This is a genomic window from Aeromonas sp. R2-2, assembly GCF_040908355.1.
Lineage (GTDB): Bacteria > Pseudomonadota > Gammaproteobacteria > Enterobacterales > Aeromonadaceae > Aeromonas > Aeromonas veronii.
Map to the genome: position 1 here is coordinate 16,923 of NZ_JBFODQ010000062.1, position 19,375 is coordinate 36,297.

The window sequence follows — 19,375 nt, forward strand, 5'->3', positions numbered from 1 at the left end:
AGAACATCCAGAGATGTTCTCTCCTTTCTTATTTGGGGTGCTGATGCGGGATACTTCGTTTATCGCGGCAAGGCGGCCCAGCTATTCCTGATCCAGTCACCCCTGATAGAGATAGAGGTGCAGCCGCTCGATGATGGGCTCGCCGCCAATCTTGCGATCCCGCCGCGCCTGCCGGCTCTTGGGGGGATAGTTGCCCAGATGGGTGACCGCGGGCGGGGTATCCGAGCAGAGCAGCAGAGGCAGGCTCGCCTTGATCTGCTGCTTGCGCGGGGTGCGCTCCAGCCAGAGCAGGTTGATCATCGGGTGAGTCTTGACCGGGCGGCGGATCCGCAGCTCGGCATCGGCAGGTAGGCGGCGAATGTCGTACACCTCCTGATCCACCATCTTGCTCCACTCCTCGTTGTTGGAGAGGGCCGGTATGTAGCGGCGGCTGCGCTCCAGCATCTCAAGCACCTGCTCGCGACTGAGGCGATTGATGGTCTGCTTGTCGGCCCAGGTAAAGCCGAGGGATTGCAGCTCCCCCGCCAGCAGGGTCAGTTTGCGGTAGACCTGCAGAGTGATCACCCCGGGCAGGGCGGTATGTACCAGCTCGAACTTCTCGTCCCGTCCCCCCGCCTGCTGCACCAGCGCTTTGAAATCGAGTTTGTGCTGGTTGATTTGGTCGATCAGCGGTTGCAGCAAGGGGGCTGCGGCGGCAGGAAAGCGCAACCAGCCGGGCAGCCGGTGAGTCGCCTTGGTGGAGCAGCCGGGGCGGGCGCTGTGGTCCTGATAGGCGGCGAGGGTGGCCGCCAGCGCGGCTTCACCGTTGAGATAGCCCACCTCAATTTGCTCGATCGGGTCGTGCTCTTCCCCCTGCGCCACCGGGGGGAGGGGATAGACATGGGCCTCCTGCAGATCGAGTTGGCCAAGCAGATCGGCCAGCTGGTTGAGAGCGCCTTCAATGGCGGCCATCTGTTGACGCAGGGCGGCGGTCGGGGTAAAGGTATCCATCGATGATCCTGTGGTTTCATCCGCCGCTGACGGCATAAACGATGGCGCCAGGGCAGGGGAATAAACTACTGTATAAATAACCATACCAGCATGCCGGTTGCACGCCAAGAGGGGCGTTTTCGGGTCTTCATCAAGGGAGCGGCGAGGGAGGAAAGGTAAGTTTTTTTTATGTTTCATTGTGTTAATTTAAGATCACCAAGAGATCGCAGAATTAACAATCGAATGTAATGACGGGGTTGCCACCCATGGCGCGTCCATTGGTGAATGCATAGGCAATGCGGTAAATTGCATATGTAAGGTGGTGCCATGCAGCACAATATGCTGCGGGCCATTGATGGTCGAATGGTGATTTAATTATTCTTTATAAATCAAAGTATTAAAATTGTATCAGCCAGTTTTTTACTATTAGTTTTCCTAATGTAACGTATCAAAATTCGTCAATTGAGTCGGCCCTGCTCCCTGACTAAGCTTTGCGCATCAAATAAAGCCCAGTGCGTAAACAAATATTCAGAGGAGCCACATCATGGCCAACATGACTTATACCGAAACCGGTTACCAGCATTCCAGCCAATTGAATCTGGTTGCTCGCGTTAAAATGACCGTTCTGACCTGGCTGGATCGCAGCCGCAGCCGTCGCCAGCTCTCCGAGCTGCCCGAGTACCTGCTCAAAGACATCGGCCTGAACGAAGCTGACCGTTATCAAGAGACCACCAAGCCGTTCTGGCGTGGTTGATCAGCCGGGCATGGATGCCTTGTTTTTCTGCTGAGTCGTTTGCTGTTCTGCCCCTGTGGGGACCAGCCGCTAGGTCTGCCATTGTCTGTTTTATCTCTCCCCGTTTTCCCCCTGTTATTTGTTGGTCCTTTTTCCTCTCCTCTTTATTCCACATTGCTACTGCCATTGCTGTCGTCGTTCGATTGTTATCACACTTGTATCGTTAATGTTTGAATTTGTTTAAAAAACGATTTTAAGCCGCGATGCCTTGCGTATAATCCGGCCATAGTATTCCAGCGCAAGAGGGTGAGACGGATGATTCCCCAGCACGATTTTTTGACCTTGACCCGTAGCCATGAGTGGCAGCTTGAGCCCTTTGAATTTGCCCTGCCCGATGGTGCGCGGGTCAGCGTCTGGGATACGGGCGTGCTCTGTCTGGAGCCTGCCAGTGGCACGGACGACCAGCCGGGAGGACGCAAGGATATCGTCCTCTCCTGCGGCATCCACGGCAACGAGACCGCTCCCATCGAGATCTGCAACCAGCTGCTGAGTCGTCTGCTCTCAGGCGAGCTGAGCGCCCGTCATCGGGTGCTGTTCCTGTTTGGCAATCCGGCGGCGATGAATCTGGGGCTGCGGGAGGTGGAGGAGAACATGAACCGGCTCTTCTCCGGTGCACACAGCAAGGGAGAGGGGCTCTGCAATCGGGAGCGGATCCGCGCCATGCGCCTCGAGCAGTATGTGAGCCGCTTCTTTGCCGATCCGGCTCGTCCCCGCTACCACTACGACCTGCACACCGCCATTCGCGGTTCGCGCCACGAGAAGTTTGCCGTCTACCCCTTCCCCCACGAGCGGCCCCACTGCCGCGAGCAGGTGCAGTTCCTCGGCGCCTGCGGGGTGCGTACTATTCTGCTCTCCGCCAGCCCGACCACGACCTTCAGCTACTACAGCTCCCGCCAGCATGGTGCCCACGCCTTTACGGTGGAGTTGGGCAAGGTGCGCCCGTTTGGCGAGAACGATATGACCCGCTTTATCGAAACCCGCCAAGCGCTGCAGGAGCTCGTCAGCCAGGATGAGGTGGCGCTGGAGCCGTGGCGGGCGGATGATTTCACCCTGTTTGCCATCGATCGGGTGATCACCAAAAAATCGGCGGACTTTCGCTTCCTGTTTGCCAGCGATGTCGACAACTTCACCGAATTCCCCCAAGGGTTCGTGCTGGCCGAGGATGGCGAGCTTCGCTACATGGTCGAGAAGCCGCGTGAGGCGGTGGTCTTCCCCAATGCCAACGTGGCGATCGGTCAGCGCACCGTGCTGATGGTGGTGCCGACAAAGCTCTGGGAATAGCGGTGATAGTTTTGCCTGCAGAGCGGTGATGCATCCGCAGGTGGCGCCAAGCCATTGTTTTAGTCGGCGGCTCAGACACAGCAGCGGTTAGCCGCAGTAATAAAAAACGGGGCCAGTCAGATGACTGGCCCCGTTTTTTATCGGGTTCAAGCGGTGAGGCTTAGCTGTTGTTCTTCACAAACAGGGTCAGCTCCTGACCAGGCTTGAGGTAATCCCCTTTATCCAGCTGATTCCAGCGCATCACATCGTTGATGGCCACCTGGAAGCGAGCCGCGATGGAGGAGATGGAGTCGCCACGGCGAACCTGATACACCATCGATTTGTCGCTCTTCTTCCCTTGCTTGGGATAGACCACCAGCTTCATGCCTGGCTTGAGCGCCGACTTGGCATTCAGACCGTTCCACTTGGCGAGCTCTTCGTGGGAGACGCCGTGTGCCTGGCTGATGCTCCACAGGTTGTCACCCGAGCGCACCTTGTAACTGACTTTGGCCTTCTGGCTGCTGCCACGGCTTGCCAGCTGCTGCGGTTTGCTGGCGGAGCTGGCCTTGCTGCTGACCTGACCGTGGGTCGGGATCACCAGTTGCTGACCGCGACGCAGGTTGTTGCTGCGCAGATTGTTGGCCAGCTTCAGCTCGTTCACGCTGACGCCATGATTCTGGGCGATGCGCGACAGGGTATCGCCACTGGTGACCTGATAGGAGCGGGTACGAATACGCTCGCTCTTGGGCAGATCGGCCAGTGCCAGCTCCAGGGTATCGGCATACTCTACCGGTACCAGCAGGCGGTAAGGGCCACGGGGCGACATCACGCCACGGCTCAGGGCCGGATTGACCTCCTTGAGCTGTGACGTGCGCAGACCGGCCAGTTGGGCGGCCACATTCAGATCGATCTGGCTGCCGGTCTCCACCACTCGCAGCTTCGGCTCGTTGGCGAGCACCGGCAACTGTATATTGTACTTGTCCGCATTGCTGATCATGTCAGCCATGGCGAGGATCTTGGGCACATACATCCGGGTTTCGCGGGGCAGATCGAGCGACCAGTAGTCGGTCGGTTTGCCTGCGCGCTGGTTACGCTGGATGGCGTTGCGCACCCGTCCTTCACCGGCATTGTAGGCGGCCAGCGTTTGCAGCCAGTCACCGTCAAAGAAGCGGTTCAGGTACTCCAGATAGTCGAGCGCCGCATTGGTGGAGGCCAGCACATCGCGCCGTCCGTCATACCAGTTGTCGTGGCGCAGACCGAAGTTTCTGCCTGTCGCTGGCACAAACTGCCAGAGTCCGACGGCATTGCTGCGGGATCGGGCATGGGGATCAAACATGCTCTCGATCATCGGGACAGTAATAAGCTCCATTGGCAGCTCACGCCGTTCAATCTCCTCTACCATCAGATAGAGGTAGGGTTCAGCCCGGCTGGCAATGGTCGCCAGATGCTTATCATTGCGCAACAGCCACTCACGTTGCTGGCGGATGCGCGGGTTGTCCGGAGTTTCCAGTTGCATATCATCGCTGATACGCACCCACAGATTGTCCGTATCTTCCATTTCGTCCAGCTGTTCATCGCCAAACAGGAAATGGGAAGAGTGTTTTTTATGCGCTTTTTTCTTGACCTGGGGGGACTTGATCGGCTCGATTGCCGTTAGCGCCCGGTCATCCTGATGGCTCAGGTTTTGGCAGCCGCTGAGCAACAGCGCTGCCAATAAGGCCGTTCGTACCTTCATCTCGTTCCGGTCATTTTTGGGAAAAACAGCTCGCATCATAAGGGGCAATGGCCCCCTGATCAAGGTTTGTTCAAAAAACGTCCTTCCACTGACGCAGGATGGTGAAGGTATCTACCGGATTTTCCACGCATTTTAGCCCATGTTTTTCAGCAGAAAATTTCACTGAATCCTGTTCGCATCGCAGAAAAATGTTGAAAGTGCGTTCGTCACCCAGCCGGGTTGGCAGGCTTGGCAGCCCTTGTTGCCGCAGTTTGCTGATCAGCCCGATCTGGCGGCGGATCGCCGGGTTGTCCGGCTCGACCGCATAGGCAAAACGCAGGTTGGAGAGGGTGTACTCGTGTGCACAATAAATGAGTGTCTCATCGGGCAGGGCGGCGAGTCGTTGCAGCGAGTGGTACATCTGCTCCGGCGTCCCTTCAAACAGGCGGCCACAACCGGCCGAGAAGAGGGTATCGCCACAAAACAGCATGCCGTTGCCGTGGTAGGCGATGTGGCCGCGAGTGTGCCCGGGCACATGGATCACCTCGAGGGCGAGGCCGTGCCAGTTGATCTGATCGCCATCTTCCAGCCACTGACCGTGGTGATCCGGCATCGGGTCAAGTTTGGGGCCATAGAGCCGGGCGTGGGGGAAGTGGGCAAGCAGGTCGGTGACGCCCCCGACATGGTCGTGATGGTGATGGGTCAGCAGGATGGCATCGAGCACCAGCCCCAATGCCTCGAGCCGCTCCAGCACGGGTGCGGCATCGCCCGGATCGACCACCAGACAGTGATTTTCTTGGCGGATCAACCAGATGTAGTTGTCATTAAAGGCTGGAACTGTGATCACTGGATACATGAGTCTGCTTCTCTTTAGGGAGGGTATCTTATATAACAGGATGGCGTTCGAAACCCCGAGTTGAGCCCTATTATGCAGGTGGCACGTACCGAACAACAAATCGAGATCCCGACCAGCTGGTCTGCATTGCCTATGGGGGACTGGGTGGCGGCCGAGATCCAGGAGCGGCTCGACAACTGGTGTCCCAATCTGTTTGGGTATCATCTGCTGAAAATTGGCGCTCTGAGCGCCGAACTCTCCTGCAAACGCTCCTCCATTCGTCACCAGATCGGTGTCGCCCCCGGCGGGCGGCTGCTCGACATGTATGGCGATCCCCTCGATCTGCCGGTGCGGACCGGCAGCGTCGATGCCTGCCTGCTGGCCCACTGCCTCGATTTCTCTGCCGATCCTCATCAGGTGTTGCGCGAAGCCGAAAGGGTGCTGACCGACGATGGCTGGCTGATCATCAGTGGTTATAACCCCATGAGTCTGGTCGGGATCGGTCACTGTGTGCCGTTCTTGCGGCGCAGAATGCCCTGGTCGGCACGGATGTTCACCCCGGGGCGGGTGACGGACTGGTTGCATCTGCTGGGATGCGAGGTGATGTTCGACGAGCGTTTCGGTTACTCGTTTATGGGGAAACAGAGCTGGCACAGCTGGTGGCGGGAGAGTATCGGGCGGGATTATTGCAGGGCATTTGCATCGGTATACGTGATTGCGGCCCGTAAACGGCGCTTTCCACTGATCCCGGTGCGGCGGCGCTGGCAACTGCCAAAGTCCCTCGCCACACCGGGAATGGCCCGTCAGGGCTGGTAGCCGGTATCCTCGGCCAGATCCTTGCCGCAGGCGGCCTCTCTGGCCAGCTCGTCGCACCGTTCGTTCTCCGGGTGGCCGGAGTGACCCTTCACCCAGAGCCACTCAATCTGGTGGCGACCCACTTCCGCATCCAGCTCCTTCCAGAGATCGACGTTCTTGACCGGTTGCCGGTTGGCGGTCATCCACCCTTTCTTCTTCCAGCCGATGATCCACTGGGTGATCCCCTGGCGGACATACTGGCTGTCGGTAGTGAGGCGCACCTTGCACGGTTCGTTGAGGGTACGCAGCCCCATGATGGCGGCCATCAGCTCCATCCGATTATTGGTGGTCAACTTGAATCCGGCGGAAATCTCTTTGCGGTGCTTGCCGTAGACCATGACGGCCCCGTAACCACCCGGGCCCGGATTGCCGAGGCAGGAGCCGTCGGTATAGACATCAATCTGTTTTAACATGAGCAATCAATCTGTTTTAACATGAGGCTTGGGGTAAACTAGCGAGTAAGTAAAGCCGAAGTTTGACATAGATTGGATCATGAACACACCCCAACTGAATCGCCAGATCATTCTGGATACTGAAACCACAGGTATGAATACGGCGGGCGGCCCTGTCTATCTGGGGCACCGCATTATCGAAATCGGCTGTGTGGAGGTGATCAACCGCAAGCTGACCGGTAACCACTATCACGTCTATATCAAGCCTGATCGTCTGGTCGACCCGGAAGCGATCCAGGTGCACGGTATCACCGACGAGTTTCTGCGTGACAAACCGTCGTTCAGCCAGATTGCCGACGAATTCCTCGACTTCATCCGCGGCGCCGAACTGATTGCCCACAACGCGCCGTTTGACGTGAGCTTCATGGACTACGAGTTCAGCAAGCTCGGACTCAACTTCAAGACGGCGGATATCTGCACCATCACAGATACCCTGGCGATGGCGCGGGATCTCTTCCCCGGCAAGCGCAACAATCTGGATGTGCTGTGCGATCGTTACGGTATCGACAACTCCCACCGTACCCTGCACGGGGCTCTGCTCGATGCGGAGATCCTGGCGGACGTCTACCTGCTGATGACCGGCGGCCAGACCAAACTCAATCTGGCCACCGAAAGCAACGAAAACGAAAGCAATCAGGACACCAGCATTCGCCGGTTGGAGAGCAACCGACCCACCCTCAAGGTGGTGCGTGCCAGTGCCGAGGTTCAGGCCCTGCACGAAGCGAGACTGGATCTGGTACAGAAGAAGGGAGGAAGTTGTCTGTGGCGGCAATGAGCAAGTGGTGTGCCGGTCTGCTGCTGTTGCTCTCGCTGGGAGCGACGGCAACCGAGGTATTTGCTCCCTCCGATATTCCGCTGCTGGATAACCGCTTTCGCATCGATTACGGCGTGAAGGAGATCACCTTCATTATCAAGCGCAAGCCGGGCTCCCCCTCGGTGATCCTGGTTCGCCCCGATGGCAGCAAGCTTTACGTGGGCAAGGTCAAACCCGCCGACGTGGGTTGGCTGGCGCTGCCGGAGCATGATCTCATTACCCTGCGCAATCCCATGCCGGGCCCCTGGCAGGCGATTGGCGAGGTGGATCCCGACAACCGGGTGCGCATTCTCTCCGATATCCGGCTCGATATCGCCGCCCTGCCGATGCAGCTCTATCAGGGGGAGGTGGTCAAGCTCAAGGCGTGGTTGCTGATCAATGGTCAGCCGCCGAAAGATAAATACTATCTCTCTGATCTTGGCATGACCGTCAAGCTGCAATCGTTCAGCGATGCCGATAAGAAAGAGGTCGTGCTGGATCAAGTACTTGGCCACTATCGCGATGATGGCAAGGGGCTCGACGAAGTGCCGGGCGATGGCATCATGACGGCGGAAGTGACGCTGCAGGATATTCCCGGTGGCAAGTACCGCGCCATGTTCAGCACGGGCAATCAGGTGTTTGTCCGTGCCCGTTATCAGGATGTGCTGCTTTACCCCTATCCGTTCAGCTATAACTTGTCGCCGCCTTCGGATGAGCTGGGTGCCAAGCTCTCACTGCTAATCGACCGTGATGAGCTGGATCCCGCTTCCGTGGTGGTCAAGGGGAGTGTGACCAGCAATGTGGGCAGCCTCTACGAGTTCAGCGAGACCGCCAGCGACCCCAAGCTTGATATCGATCTCTCCAACATCAAGGAGGTCGGTCAGCATGAGGTGAAAGCAACCCTCTATGGCACCACTCGCCTCGGCCGTGAGCTGAAAATCGAGTTGCCGGTGAAAACCTTCAATGTCTTCCCGCCACCGCCGCCTCCTGTAGAGGTGGTGTCGGCCGCCGCACCGGCCTCCAGTGCCGAGGCGACCCATGAAGCTCCGGCAGAGGAGGAAATGGGCTGGCTGATCTGGGCATTGGCGGGTGGTGGTGTGCTGCTGGCGGTATTGGGTGGGGTCGGGTTTGTGGTGATACAAAAACGGCGTGCCCTGAAGCGTGCTCTGGCCGCTGCGCAGGCCGAGAACCAGCAAGCCGGACAACCTGCTGCCAAGCTGGATCTCAATCTGCCAGAGCAGTAACCCTCGTACTTCTCGCTCTGAAGTGACGTGATGCCAGATATAGAAAACCGCCCTGATAAGCAGGGCGGTTTTTTTTAGTTCATAAACAGAACATGCTGGCTATCAGTGTTCGCCGATATAGACATCCTTGTTCTGCTCGCGGATCTCGAGGAACTTGTCCAGATTGGCCATCATCAGCTCGACCAGCTGGGGGTCGAAATGCTGCCCCTTCTCCTCTTCAATCAGGGTCAGCACCTTGTCCAGCGGCCACGCCTTCTTGTAGCAGCGATCCGAACCCAGGGCATCGAACACGTCAGCCAGCGCCACAATCCGCCCCTCCAGCGGAATATCCGTCCCTTTCAGACCGCGGGGATAGCCACTGCCATTCCATTTCTCATGGTGATTGCCAGCGATGGTGGCACCAATCTGAAACAGCGCCAGATCGCTGCCGGAGAGCATATCCTGCCCGAGCTGGGCGTGGGTTTTCATGATCTCCCACTCTTCCGGTGTCAGCTTGCCCGGCTTGTGCAAGATGGCATCGGGAATTCCCACCTTGCCAATGTCATGGAGCGGCGAGGCACGTTTCACCAGCTCGCTCTGCTCTTCGCTCATGCCCATCAGGTGGCAGAACTGTTCTGTATAGAGCGCGACCCGCTTGACGTGCAGCCCTGACTCTTTGGAACGGGTTTCGACCAGTTCGCCGATGCGATAGATGATCTCCCGCTGGTTGTCGGCGATCACCTCATTGAGCCGGATATTCTCCAGCGCCACTATGATGTTTTCGGTAAACAGGGTCAGCAGACTGGTATCGATCTGGCTGAGCTGGCGGGTGGTCTCGATGTGGAACAGCAGGTGGTGGCGCGGATTCTGGCAGTAGAGCACCATCTGGGTGGCGTTATAGACGTTGCTGCGCTTGCTCATAGCCTGGCGCAGGATCTCCGGCGCTTCTGTAAGGAGCATGGAGGGATGGCCGGGGAGCAGGGGCTCCAATACTTGATCCTTCACCTCATAGGCGTATTGCTTGACGTCGTATATCTGGGTTTCCCCCAGATGGAGCAGGGCGCTGAGCTGCTCCTGGGCGCCTTCGACAAACTGGCGCAAGGCCCGTTTCTCAAAGATCCCCTTGGAGGCTTCGATGACTTTTTCCAGCCCCTGACGGTTACTCTCCAGGGTGCGGATATCCCGATATGAGCGCAGGCTGGCCCGCAGCAGGGTGCGCAGCTTCTGGGAGGTGAGCTCGGTTTTATCCTTATAGTCGTTGATGTCGTAGTTGGTGACCACGTCATCTTCCGGCGCCTGGCCGGGCTGGCCGGTACGCAGCACGATACGTACCATCTTGTTTTGCAGGTCTTCACGGACGTATTTGACGACATCTAGGCCGGCGTGGTCGACCTCCATCACCACGTCCAGCAGCAACAGAGCAACGTCCGGGGTGGTGGCCAGCAACTCTTTGGCCTGTGCCGCGGAATAGGCATGCAGAAAATCGATGGGGCGATTGTCAAACTCGAATTTGTTCAAGGTGATTTTGGTGATGCGATGCACTTCAGGCTCATCGTCAACAATCATCACCTTCCAGCCCGCTTGCTGTGCGTCGGGGAGGGAGAGATCGTCATCATCAATAATCAGGATCTGGTCATCCATCATACAATCCTGTTTGGCATCCTGTGCTTACATTAACTGCTTCACTAAGGATAGGAAACTTATTGGGAAATAAAATTTGATCTCGAAAAACTATGGTCGAAATAAGCAAATGGAACCCTTTGTGACTGTGGCGTTGTCCGGCTGCTTTCTTTGCCCAATCATGGAGCTAGCGTGCATAAAGCCTATGTCTGGATTGGGGTGTGTATGCCAGTGGTTGGGGATGTTTGAATCCAGCTTGTAGCTATTAGACGAGAAGTAATCTTATTTGATAGTAATTCCTATTTGCGTGTAGCATGGGCGACACACTCAACGAGGAGCCCCATCGTGTCCCCATCTCTGCCTCCCAATCGCCCCCGTCTGCTGACTGTCAAAGCCATTACCCAGATCACCCCCCATTTGCGTCGCATCACCTTTGGTGGCAGCGAGTTGGCTGACTATCCCTTTACCTGTGGTGGGGCCCATATCAAGGTGATGCTGGCCCAGCCCCATCAGGTAGAGCCGGTGCTGCCTGCCATGACCCCGAGCGGCCCGCGCTGGAGTGACCCGGCTGACAAGCCGGTGATCCGCACCTACACCATCCGCGCATTTCGCCGTGATGAGCAGGAAATTGATATCGACTTCGTGCTGCACGGTGACGGCGGGCCCGCCAGCGCCTTTGCCACCCATGCCAAGCCGGGAGAGAAGGTGATCCTCTCCGGGCCGGGTGGTCCCAACCCCATGCTGAAACCGGCCGATCACTACTGTCTGGTGGGGGATCTCACCGCCTTGCCCGCCATCATGGCGATGTGTGAGGTGATGCCTGCCGAGGCCAGAGGGGAAATTGCGATTCTGGTGCCGGATCAGGCCGATGCTCAGCCGTTGACGCTGCCGGTCGGGGTGCGCTGTCACTGGTTTGTCGGCGAGCCCGAGTCCAGCGGCCTGTTGGAGCATGTGATTGCTCTGCCGCTGGTGCGCGATGGCGGCTTCTTCTGGCTGGGTGGGGAAGAGGCGCTGGTGCTGCCGCTGCGCCGCCATTTTCGCTCTGTGCTCGAGGTGGATCGCCAGTCGCTCTACACCGTGCCGTACTGGCGGCGGGGCAAGAGTGAAGAGGCCTATCACCAGGCCCGTCACGATGTGATGGATAATTAAGCGGATGCGAAAGAATACCTGATTCACTCTTGCAAATAAAAATGATTTGCATTTAGTATTGCGCCGTCCGGGTATTCGTCCGGGCGGCGTTTTTATTTCCGTTGACACAAGAGCGCCCTGTTTTCACGTCGGTTTGGCTGCATGTTGTCAGACCCAACGCAAGGAGTCGTAAAGGGTGGTTAAGTACCAGACCCCTCTGTTCTGGCTGGCATTGTTCCTTCTCTGCACGCTGTTTTGCCTCTCGCTCGCCACCGGTGCGGGCGTCTATGGTGCCCGCGAAGTGCTCAGCTACCTGATGGGTGACGCGCCTTGGGCGAGTGACGAGAAGCTTGCCATGGTGCTCAATACCTTGCGACTGCCGCGCACCCTCTGCGCCATGGTGGTCGGCGCCTCTTTATCTCTGGCTGCTTCCTTGTTGCAGAGCGCGACCCGCAACCCGCTGGCGGAGCCCGGCCTGCTTGGGGTCAACGCCGGGGCCGTCTTTGCGCTGGTGGTGGGGCTTACCTGGTTCGGGGTGGAGTCCGCCTACGGCTATCTGCTCTGGGCCGGACTCGGCGCGCTGCTCGGCAACGTGATTGTGCTGGGGCTTGGCATGATGATTGGCCGCTCCAATCCGCTGAAGCTCATTCTGGTCGGGGTGGCGCTCTCCGCCACCTTCGGCGGTCTCTCCAGCTTTCTGCTGCTCTCCAACAAGATGGTGCTGGAGCAGTACCGCTTCTGGAACCTCGGCTCCCTGTCGGCGGCCAATCTCGATGCCATCATTGCCGTACTGCCCTTCGTGCTGGCGGCGTTTGTCATCACCCTGCTCCTCTGTCGTCAGCTGACCCTGATGCAGATGGGGGACAGTCAGGCCCAGGCGCTGGGGATCCGCCCCAACCGGGTGCGAATTGGCGTGCTGCTGGCCGCCACCCTGTTTACCGCCAGTGCCATCGCCATCGCCGGCCCTATCGGCTTTGTCGGCTTTCTGGCCGCCTACTGTGGCCGACTGGTGGAGCCGGTGAAGCTGTCGGTGCAGGTCTGTTTCTCCGCCCTGTTCGGCATGCTGTTTCTGCTGTTGGCCGACATTCTGGCGCGCTGGCTGATCCAGCCGTTCGAGTTGCCCAACGGGGTCATTCTGGCCCTGATCGGTGCACCTGTGCTGATCGCCATCGTTCATCGCGGGGGCTTTCGTACCCTGCTGACCGTCAAGTGAGGGGCTGATGCGTACACCTACCGATATGCTTTGCCTGCGGGCTGGCAACCGCTCTGTGCTGATCCATCTGCCGAGTTGGCGCTGGCTGGCTCTGCTGGCCATGGCGCTGCTGGCGCTGGCTCTGCTGGCCTTGAGTGTTGGCGGCGGCAAACTCGGCTTTGCCGGGGTGGTCAACACCTTGCTGGGGGAGGGGACCCGGCTTGAGCAGCTAACCCTGTTCAAGATCCGGCTGCCGCGCATTCTTGGGGTGGTGGTGGCGGGGGCCGCCATGGGGCTCTCCGGCTGTCTGGTGCAAACTCTGGTGCGCAACCGGCTGGCTACTCCCGACATGGTGGGGGTCAACAACGGCGCCTCTCTGGCCATCATCGTCTTCTCCCTCTACCTGACGGTAGGCAGCTGGCCCTGGTGGGCGGCCCCCATCGGCGCTATCTTCGCGGCGCTGGTGCTCTATGCCCTCTGCCGCAAACCGGGTGAGCAGGGCTATCTGTTCGTGGTGATCGGTATCGGCCTCTCCGAGCTGTTCGAGGCGCTCGGCCAGTTCGTGATGTCCACTCAGGCCCTGCTGCACTTGAGCTCCCTCTATCTGTGGAATATGGGCAGCTTTATCGCCGTGGGGTACAGCACCATCACCCCCATCGCCATCCTGTTGCTGCTGCTCTGCCCCTGGATTGTTTATCTCTCTCGCTCGCTGGCGGTGCTGCGCTTTGGCCCCGAGATGGCCAGAGGGCTTGGCGTCAACGGCGATCGGGTACAACTGGGCATTCTGGCCCAAGCCATTCTGGTGGCGGCACTCGGCACCGCCATCGGCGGCCCCGTGGTCTTTATCGCCATGGCGGCCCCCATTCTTGCCTCCTGGCTGGTGAAAGACCGGGTAGTGCCGCTCTGGCTGGCGGCACTCAGCGGCGCACTGCTGCTGCTTGCCAGCGATACCCTGGTCCGGGTGCTGGCCAGCCCCCACGAGGTGGCGACCGGTATCATGACCCGCATTCTCGGCGGCCTGTTGCTGCTGTTTCTTCTTGTTAACGATCGCCAGAGGGCTGACTGATGACGCTCACCGTAAATCGCCTCCACTTCGCCTATCAGCAGACCCCCATCCTGCGGGACATCTCCTTCAGCGTGCCGAGGGGCAAGCTGGTGGGGATCGTCGGCCCCAACGGCTGCGGCAAATCGACCCTGCTCAAGCTGCTATCCGGCCAGATGAAAGCCCAACACGGCGAGATCCTGCTCAAGGGCAAGCCGCTTGCCAGCTACCCCATGAAGGGGCTGGCGCGGGAGCTCGCCTATCTGCCCCAGCGGCCGACTCTGCCTGCCGGCATTCTGGTGGAGCAGTTGGTGCAGTATGGCCGCCACCCTCATCAGGGCTGGTTCAATCAGTGGGGCGAGGAGGATGCCCGCATGGTACGCAGCGCCTGCGAGCGGATGCAGCTTGAAAGCATCTGGCAGCAGAGCGCCGTGTCCCTCTCCGGCGGGCAGGCGCAGCGGGCCTGGCTGGCGATGATCCTGGCGCAGGACAGCGACATGGTGCTGCTCGACGAGCCCACCAGTGCCCTCGATATCGGTCACCAGACCGAGGTGATGGAGGCGATCCATCGCATCACCGCCGAGGGCAAAACCGTGCTGCTGGTGATCCACGATCTGGCGATGGCGGCCCGCTACTGTGACGAGCTGATCGCCATCGGCGAGGGGACCATTGCCGCCATGGGCCCGGCCCGGGAGGTGGTGACCAAATCCCTGATCGACCAGCTCTACCAGACCAGTGTCGACATTTTGCATGCCCCCGGCGATGGGGCGCCCATTATCGTGCCCTGTCGCCACGAACATGGCCGCACCCTGCGTTCGGCGAGTTGAGTCATATGGGCCTGCTCTGTGGGCCCGCCGAGTATATTCACGCGGCCGATTATCCGGGCCGTGCAACGAGAAGGAGTGAGATGATGAAGCGTTTTGCCGCCCTGGCAGCAGCCATCCTGATGCTGGCCGCGCCGCTGGTTCAGGCGCAGGAGATGCGTGAAGTGACTGATGCGTTTGGCCAGAAGGTGCAGGTGCCAGTCCAGCCAACACGGGTGGTGGTGCTGAGCGAGCTCGAACTCGACAGCACCCTGACCCTGGGGCTGACCCCCATCGGCGCCGTCAATGGCCGTGGTCAACCTACCTTGCCTCGCTATTTGCTGAACAAGGCGGGCATGGGGATCCAGGTGATCGGCGATCTCGACAGCCCCAATCTGGAGTCGCTGATTGCGCTGGAGCCCGATCTTATCCTGACAGGCCAGACCCGTCCCGAGCTGCTGACCTTGCTGGGGGAGATCGCGCCGACCGTGGTGACCAGCAAGTGGGGTGAGCCGTGGCAGGATAGCTTCCGCCGCACTGCTCACACCCTCAACCGCGACCAGCAAGGGGATACTTTCTTGCTGCAGTATGCCGAGCGGTTGACTCAGGCCCGCAGCAAGCTGGCCAAGCATCAGGGGGAGAGCATCAGCATAGTGCGCTGGAACCCCAAGGGGCCGAGCTTTATGTATCAGGGCACCTTTGCCAGCAGCGTAGTGGAGTCGATGGGGCTGGTGCGTCCGAGCAAACAACAGGGGACTGGCGCGCCCCACTCACCGGCGCTGAGTCTGGAGTCCCTCAACCTGCTGGATGCAGACTGGCTGGTGGTCGGCACTCTGAGCGCCAGCGGTGATGCGGTGGATGCCATGCGTCAGGCGGAGCAGACCCCGGCGTTCCAGCAGCTGCCGGTGATCAAGGCCAAGCGCTTTGGCGCCGTGGATGGGTCGCTCTGGACCTCCAGCGGCGGCCCGCAGGCGGCCCTCAAGGTGATCGAGGATGTGGAGCAGTTGCTGGCAACTCGCAGCTGAGTGCCATGCGCACCAGAGGTTGACCCAACGAACAGGTTGAGCAAAAGAAGAGGGAGGCCGATGCCTCCCTCTTGCGTTGTCACTGTCTATCGTGACCTCTTCGGCGAGCCAGAGCCGTTTATTGCGGCTGGATGGCTGTCACTGTGAGCTTGCCGCTCTGGCTTTCGGCATGAAAGTGGATGGCATCCCCCACCTTGAGCCCTTTGAACTGGGCCGGATCTGCCACTCGAAAGACCATGGTCATGGCGGGCATCTTGAGATTCTCGATCGCCTCGTGCTTGATGCCGACTTTGCCGCTCCCCTCATCGAGGCGGGTAATGACCCCCTTGGTCATCACCATTGCGCCCTGTTCGCTCATCTCACCCGTCTGGCTCATCTCGTGCCCTTCATGGTGCATCATCTCCTCTGCTTGCAGGTTGGTCTGGGTGGCAAAGCCAAGCAGCAATGTCAGGATCAGCGTCTTGTAGTTCATGGTGTTTTCCTTCAATCGTTCAGTCGAAAAGGGTTGGGAAATCGGGTCATTCGGATTGTTGATAAGCAGGCAGGTTGCGGCTGCGCCACAGGTAGTAGGCTGCGGGCAGCACCAACAGGGTCAGCACTAGCGCGCTCACCATGCCGCCGATCATGGGAGCGGCGATGCGCTGCATCACCTCGGAGCCGGTGCCATGGCTCCACATGATGGGCAAGAGGCCGGCGATGATGGTGACTACCGTCATCATCTTGGGGCGAAGGCGCAGGGCGGCGCCGTGGATCACCGCCCGGTGCAGACCCGCCTTGTCCGGCTTGCCGCTGGCCACGAGGTCATCCCAGGCATGGTTGAGGTAGACCAGCATCAAGACGCCGGTCTCTACCGCCACCCCCGCCAGAGCGATAAAGCCCACCCCGACTGCCACAGAGAGGTTGAAGTCGAGCAGCCAGAGGGTCCAGATCCCGCCCACCACCGCCAGCGGCAAGGTGGTGAGAATGAGCAGCACCTCCTGAACGCGGCGAAACGCCAGATAGAGCAGCAGCACGATAATGGCGACCGTCAGCGGCACCACGTAGGCGAGGCGCGCCTTGGCCCGCTCCATGTACTCGTATTGGCCAGACCAGGTGAGGGCGTAGCCTGCCGGCAGCACCAGCTGTTTGTTCACCTCTGCCTTGGCCTCATCGACGAAGGAGCCGATATCGCGGCCGCGAATGTCGACGTAGACCCAGCCGTTGAGGCGCGCGTTTTCACTGCGCAGCATGGGGGCTTCATCGCTGATGTAGACCCGGGCCACGTCCGCCAGCGCGATTCGTGCCCCGCTCGGCGTCACCACCGGCAGCAGCTCTAGGCTCGCCACCGAGTCGCGATAGCTCTGGGGGTAACGCAGGTTGATGGGATAGCGCTCGCGCCCCTCGATGGTCTGGCCCACCTCCATGCCGCCCACCGCGGTGGCGAGTACCGCCTGTACGTCGGCGATGTTGAGGCCGTAACGGGCCGCTTTGAGCCGGTCGATATCCACCTTGACGTAGCGGCCACCCGCCACCCGCTCGGCGTAGACCGATGAGGCACCCTCCACCTTGCCAACGATCTGTTCGAGCTGTTGGCCGAGTTGCTGGATCACCTTGAGATCCGGCCCCGCTATCTTGATGCCGACCGGGGTCTTGATACCGGTAGCCAGCATGTCGATGCGGGTCTTGATGGGGGGCACCCAGGCGTTGGTGAGACCTGGGAAACGGATGAGGGAGTCGAGCTCCTCTTTGAGCTTCTCCGGGGTCATGCCGGGGCGCCACTGATCGCGGGGCTTGAGCTGGATGCTGGTCTCCATCATCACCAGATCGGCAGGGTCGGTGGCGGTTTCGGCGCGCCCCGCCTTGCCGAACACGTTTTGCACCTCGGGCACGGTACGAATGAGCTTGTCGGTCTGCTGCAAAATCTCCCGCGCCTTGCCCACCGAGATATTGGCCGCTGTGGTGGGCATATACATGATGTCCCCCTCATCGAGCGGCGGTATGAACTCGGAGCCCAAGTACTTGAGCGGCCAGAAGCCCGCCACCGTCACCACGGCGGCGATGGCCAGGGTGGTTTTCGGACGGGCCAGCACGGCTTTGAGCAGCGGCACATATGCCTGGCTTAGCCAGCGGTTCAGCGGATTGGCCTGCTCGGCCAGCACCTTGCCACGGATAAAGTAACCCATGATCACCGGCACCAGCGTGATGGCGAGCGCGGCAGCCGCCGCCATGGCATAGGTCTTGGTGTAGGCGAGGGGGTGGAACATCCGCCCCTCCTGCGCCTCCAGCGCGAACACCGGCAGGAAGCTGATGGTGATGATCAGCAGGGAGAAAAAGATGGCAGGCCCCACTTCGATGCTCGCCTTGGTGATGATGTGCCAGCGGTTCTTGTCGGTGAGCGCCTCCCGCTCCATGTGCTTGTGGACGTTCTCGATCATCACGATGGCGCCATCCACCATGGCGCCGATGGCGATGGCGATGCCCCCCAGCGACATGATGTTGGCGTTGATCCCCTGCAGGTGCATCACGATAAAGGCCACCAGAATGGCGATGGGTAGGGTGATGACCACCACCAGCGACGAGCGCAGGTGGAACAGGAAGGCGAGGCAGACCAGCACCACCACCGCAAACTCCTCCAGCAGCTTGCCGGAGAGATTGTCGATGGCACGCTGGATAAGGTCGGATCGATCATAGACGGTGACCACCTCCACCCCCTCTGGCAGGCTGCTCTTCAGCTCCGCCAACCGTGCCTTGACTCCGTCGATGGTGTGCTGGGCATTCTCGCCGTAGCGCATCACAATGATGCCGCCCACCACTTCCCCTTCGCCGTTGAGCTCGGCAATGCCGCGCCGCATCTGGGGGCCGGTGACCACATCCGCCACATCCCCTAGCAGCAGCGGGGCGCCGCGTACCGTGGTGCCGAGCGGGATCTGCTTCAGATCCTCGACACTCTTCAGATAGCCGTTGGAGCGCACCATGTACTCCGCTTCCGCCATCTCGATGACGGAGGCGCCTGTCTCCTGATTACCCTGCTTGATGGCGGTCTCGATAAGAGAGAGCGGAATGCCGTAGGCGCGCAGCTTGTCCGGATCGACCCGTACCTGATACTGGCGCACCATGCCGCCGACTGTGGCAACTTCGGAGACCCCATCCACCGTCTGCAACTCGTACTTGAGGAACCAGTTCTGCAGGGAGGTGAGCTGGCTGAGGTCATGCTTGCCAGTTCTGTCCACCAGCGCGTATTGATAGACCCAGCCCACCCCGGTGGCATCGGGGCCGAGCTGGGGGCGGGCGGAGGCGGGCAGGTTGGGGGCCACCTGGCTCAGGTACTCCAGCACCCGGGCACGGGCCCAGTAGAGGTCGGTGTTGTCGTCAAACAGCACATAGACGAAGGAGTCGCCGAAGAAGGAGTAGCCGCGCACCGTGGTCGCCCCCGGCACCGCCAGCATGGCGGTGGTGAGCGGGTAGGTCACCTGATCCTCCACCACCTGAGGTGCCTGGCCCGGATAGGCCGTCTTGATGATCACCTGCACGTCGGAGAGATCCGGCAGGGCATCCACCGGGGTTTGCTTGACCGACCAGAGCCCCCAGGCGGTGAGCATGAGGGTCAATAGCAGCACCAGAAAGCGGTTGCCGATGGACCAGCGAATAATCGACGGGATCATGATTGAACTCCTTTCTCACCAAGTACAGAG

17 protein-coding genes are annotated in these 19,375 nt (G+C 59.9%); 10 read left to right on the forward strand and 7 right to left on the reverse strand.

All coding sequences use genetic code 11. The annotated features are described in order from the left end of the window. Positions 1 to 96: 96 nt before the first annotated feature. Positions 97 to 990, reverse strand: a complete 894-nt coding sequence (locus AB5Z09_RS12580) for a DNA replication terminus site-binding protein (RefSeq protein ID WP_368195421.1) — start codon at positions 988 to 990, stop codon at positions 97 to 99. A 523-nt stretch (positions 991 to 1,513) separates the two neighbouring features. On the opposite strand from AB5Z09_RS12580, the gene AB5Z09_RS12585 reads away from it, so the two are divergent. Both AB5Z09_RS12585 and astE read left to right on the forward strand, forming a co-directional pair. After that, a complete protein-coding gene (locus AB5Z09_RS12585; protein WP_033114254.1) occupies positions 1,514 to 1,723 on the forward strand; it encodes a DUF1127 domain-containing protein in 210 nt (69 codons plus the stop codon). Positions 1,724 to 2,017: 294 nt separating this feature from the next. Further along, positions 2,018 to 3,043, forward strand: a complete 1,026-nt coding sequence (astE, locus tag AB5Z09_RS12590; RefSeq protein WP_368195422.1) for a succinylglutamate desuccinylase — start codon at positions 2,018 to 2,020, stop codon at positions 3,041 to 3,043. A 160-nt stretch (positions 3,044 to 3,203) separates the two neighbouring features. On the opposite strand, the gene AB5Z09_RS12595 is transcribed toward astE, so the two are convergent. Together AB5Z09_RS12595 and gloB are read right to left on the reverse strand one after the other, a co-directional pair. After that, on the reverse strand, positions 3,204 to 4,757 hold the full coding sequence (locus tag AB5Z09_RS12595; protein WP_005361719.1) for a LysM peptidoglycan-binding domain-containing protein: 1,554 nt from the start codon (positions 4,755 to 4,757) through the stop codon (positions 3,204 to 3,206). 70 nt (positions 4,758 to 4,827) lie between these two features. Continuing rightward, positions 4,828 to 5,592 carry a hydroxyacylglutathione hydrolase gene (gene gloB, locus AB5Z09_RS12600; RefSeq protein ID WP_181221659.1) on the reverse strand — a complete coding sequence of 255 codons (765 nt, stop codon included), beginning with the start codon at positions 5,590 to 5,592 and terminating at the stop codon, positions 4,828 to 4,830. 72 nt (positions 5,593 to 5,664) lie between these two features. Here gloB and AB5Z09_RS12605 point away from each other — a divergent pair, with 72 nt between their 5' ends. Beyond that, entirely contained in the window at positions 5,665 to 6,387 is a 723-nt protein-coding gene (locus AB5Z09_RS12605; protein ID WP_033138893.1) for a methyltransferase domain-containing protein, read from the forward strand. Here the strand turns inward: AB5Z09_RS12605 and rnhA are convergent. Continuing rightward, positions 6,375 to 6,839, reverse strand: coding sequence for a ribonuclease HI (gene rnhA / locus AB5Z09_RS12610; RefSeq protein WP_005353268.1), 465 nt, complete (start codon positions 6,837 to 6,839; stop codon positions 6,375 to 6,377). The genes AB5Z09_RS12605 and rnhA overlap by 13 nt on opposite strands. 79 nt (positions 6,840 to 6,918) lie before the next feature. Between rnhA and dnaQ the strand changes: the two genes are divergently transcribed. Beyond that, entirely contained in the window at positions 6,919 to 7,653 is a 735-nt protein-coding gene (gene dnaQ / locus AB5Z09_RS12615) for a DNA polymerase III subunit epsilon (RefSeq protein ID WP_368195423.1), read from the forward strand. Next, positions 7,650 to 8,915 carry a TIGR03503 family protein gene (locus AB5Z09_RS12620; RefSeq protein ID WP_368195424.1) on the forward strand — a complete coding sequence of 422 codons (1,266 nt, stop codon included), beginning with the start codon at positions 7,650 to 7,652 and terminating at the stop codon, positions 8,913 to 8,915. The genes dnaQ and AB5Z09_RS12620 overlap by 4 nt, the downstream gene beginning before the upstream one ends. Before the next feature lie 102 nt (positions 8,916 to 9,017). Here AB5Z09_RS12620 and AB5Z09_RS12625 read toward each other — a convergent pair whose 3' ends face one another. Beyond that, a complete protein-coding gene (locus AB5Z09_RS12625; protein WP_368195436.1) occupies positions 9,018 to 10,535 on the reverse strand; it encodes an HD domain-containing phosphohydrolase in 1,518 nt (505 codons plus the stop codon). A 324-nt stretch (positions 10,536 to 10,859) separates the two neighbouring features. Between AB5Z09_RS12625 and AB5Z09_RS12630 the strand changes: the two genes are divergently transcribed. The 5 genes from AB5Z09_RS12630 (at position 10,860) to AB5Z09_RS12650 (ending at position 15,704) form a co-directional block, all read left to right on the forward strand. Then, positions 10,860 to 11,663, forward strand: a complete 804-nt coding sequence (locus tag AB5Z09_RS12630; RefSeq protein ID WP_368195425.1) for a siderophore-interacting protein — start codon at positions 10,860 to 10,862, stop codon at positions 11,661 to 11,663. 175 nt (positions 11,664 to 11,838) lie between these two features. Continuing rightward, the gene (locus AB5Z09_RS12635; protein ID WP_258720402.1) at positions 11,839 to 12,855 is read left to right on the forward strand and encodes an iron ABC transporter permease; all 1,017 of its coding nucleotides are present in this window, start codon (positions 11,839 to 11,841) and stop codon (positions 12,853 to 12,855) included. Between the two features lie 7 nt (positions 12,856 to 12,862). Then, on the forward strand, positions 12,863 to 13,900 hold the full coding sequence (locus AB5Z09_RS12640; protein ID WP_033114265.1) for an iron chelate uptake ABC transporter family permease subunit: 1,038 nt from the start codon (positions 12,863 to 12,865) through the stop codon (positions 13,898 to 13,900). Next, on the forward strand, positions 13,900 to 14,703 hold the full coding sequence (locus AB5Z09_RS12645; protein WP_368195426.1) for an ABC transporter ATP-binding protein: 804 nt from the start codon (positions 13,900 to 13,902) through the stop codon (positions 14,701 to 14,703). Before AB5Z09_RS12640 ends, AB5Z09_RS12645 begins: the two co-directional genes overlap by 1 nt. Before the next feature lie 83 nt (positions 14,704 to 14,786). Beyond that, positions 14,787 to 15,704 (forward strand): iron-siderophore ABC transporter substrate-binding protein, encoded by a 918-nt coding sequence (locus AB5Z09_RS12650; RefSeq protein ID WP_058058834.1) that lies wholly within the window; start codon positions 14,787 to 14,789, stop codon positions 15,702 to 15,704. A 118-nt stretch (positions 15,705 to 15,822) separates the two neighbouring features. Here AB5Z09_RS12650 and AB5Z09_RS12655 read toward each other — a convergent pair whose 3' ends face one another. Both AB5Z09_RS12655 and AB5Z09_RS12660 read right to left on the reverse strand, forming a co-directional pair. After that, the gene (locus tag AB5Z09_RS12655) at positions 15,823 to 16,176 is read right to left on the reverse strand and encodes a copper-binding protein (RefSeq protein WP_368195427.1); all 354 of its coding nucleotides are present in this window, start codon (positions 16,174 to 16,176) and stop codon (positions 15,823 to 15,825) included. A gap of 46 nt (positions 16,177 to 16,222) precedes the next feature. Then, positions 16,223 to 19,345, reverse strand: a complete 3,123-nt coding sequence (locus AB5Z09_RS12660) for an efflux RND transporter permease subunit (protein WP_368195428.1) — start codon at positions 19,343 to 19,345, stop codon at positions 16,223 to 16,225. Between the last annotated feature and the right edge of the window lie 30 nt (positions 19,346 to 19,375).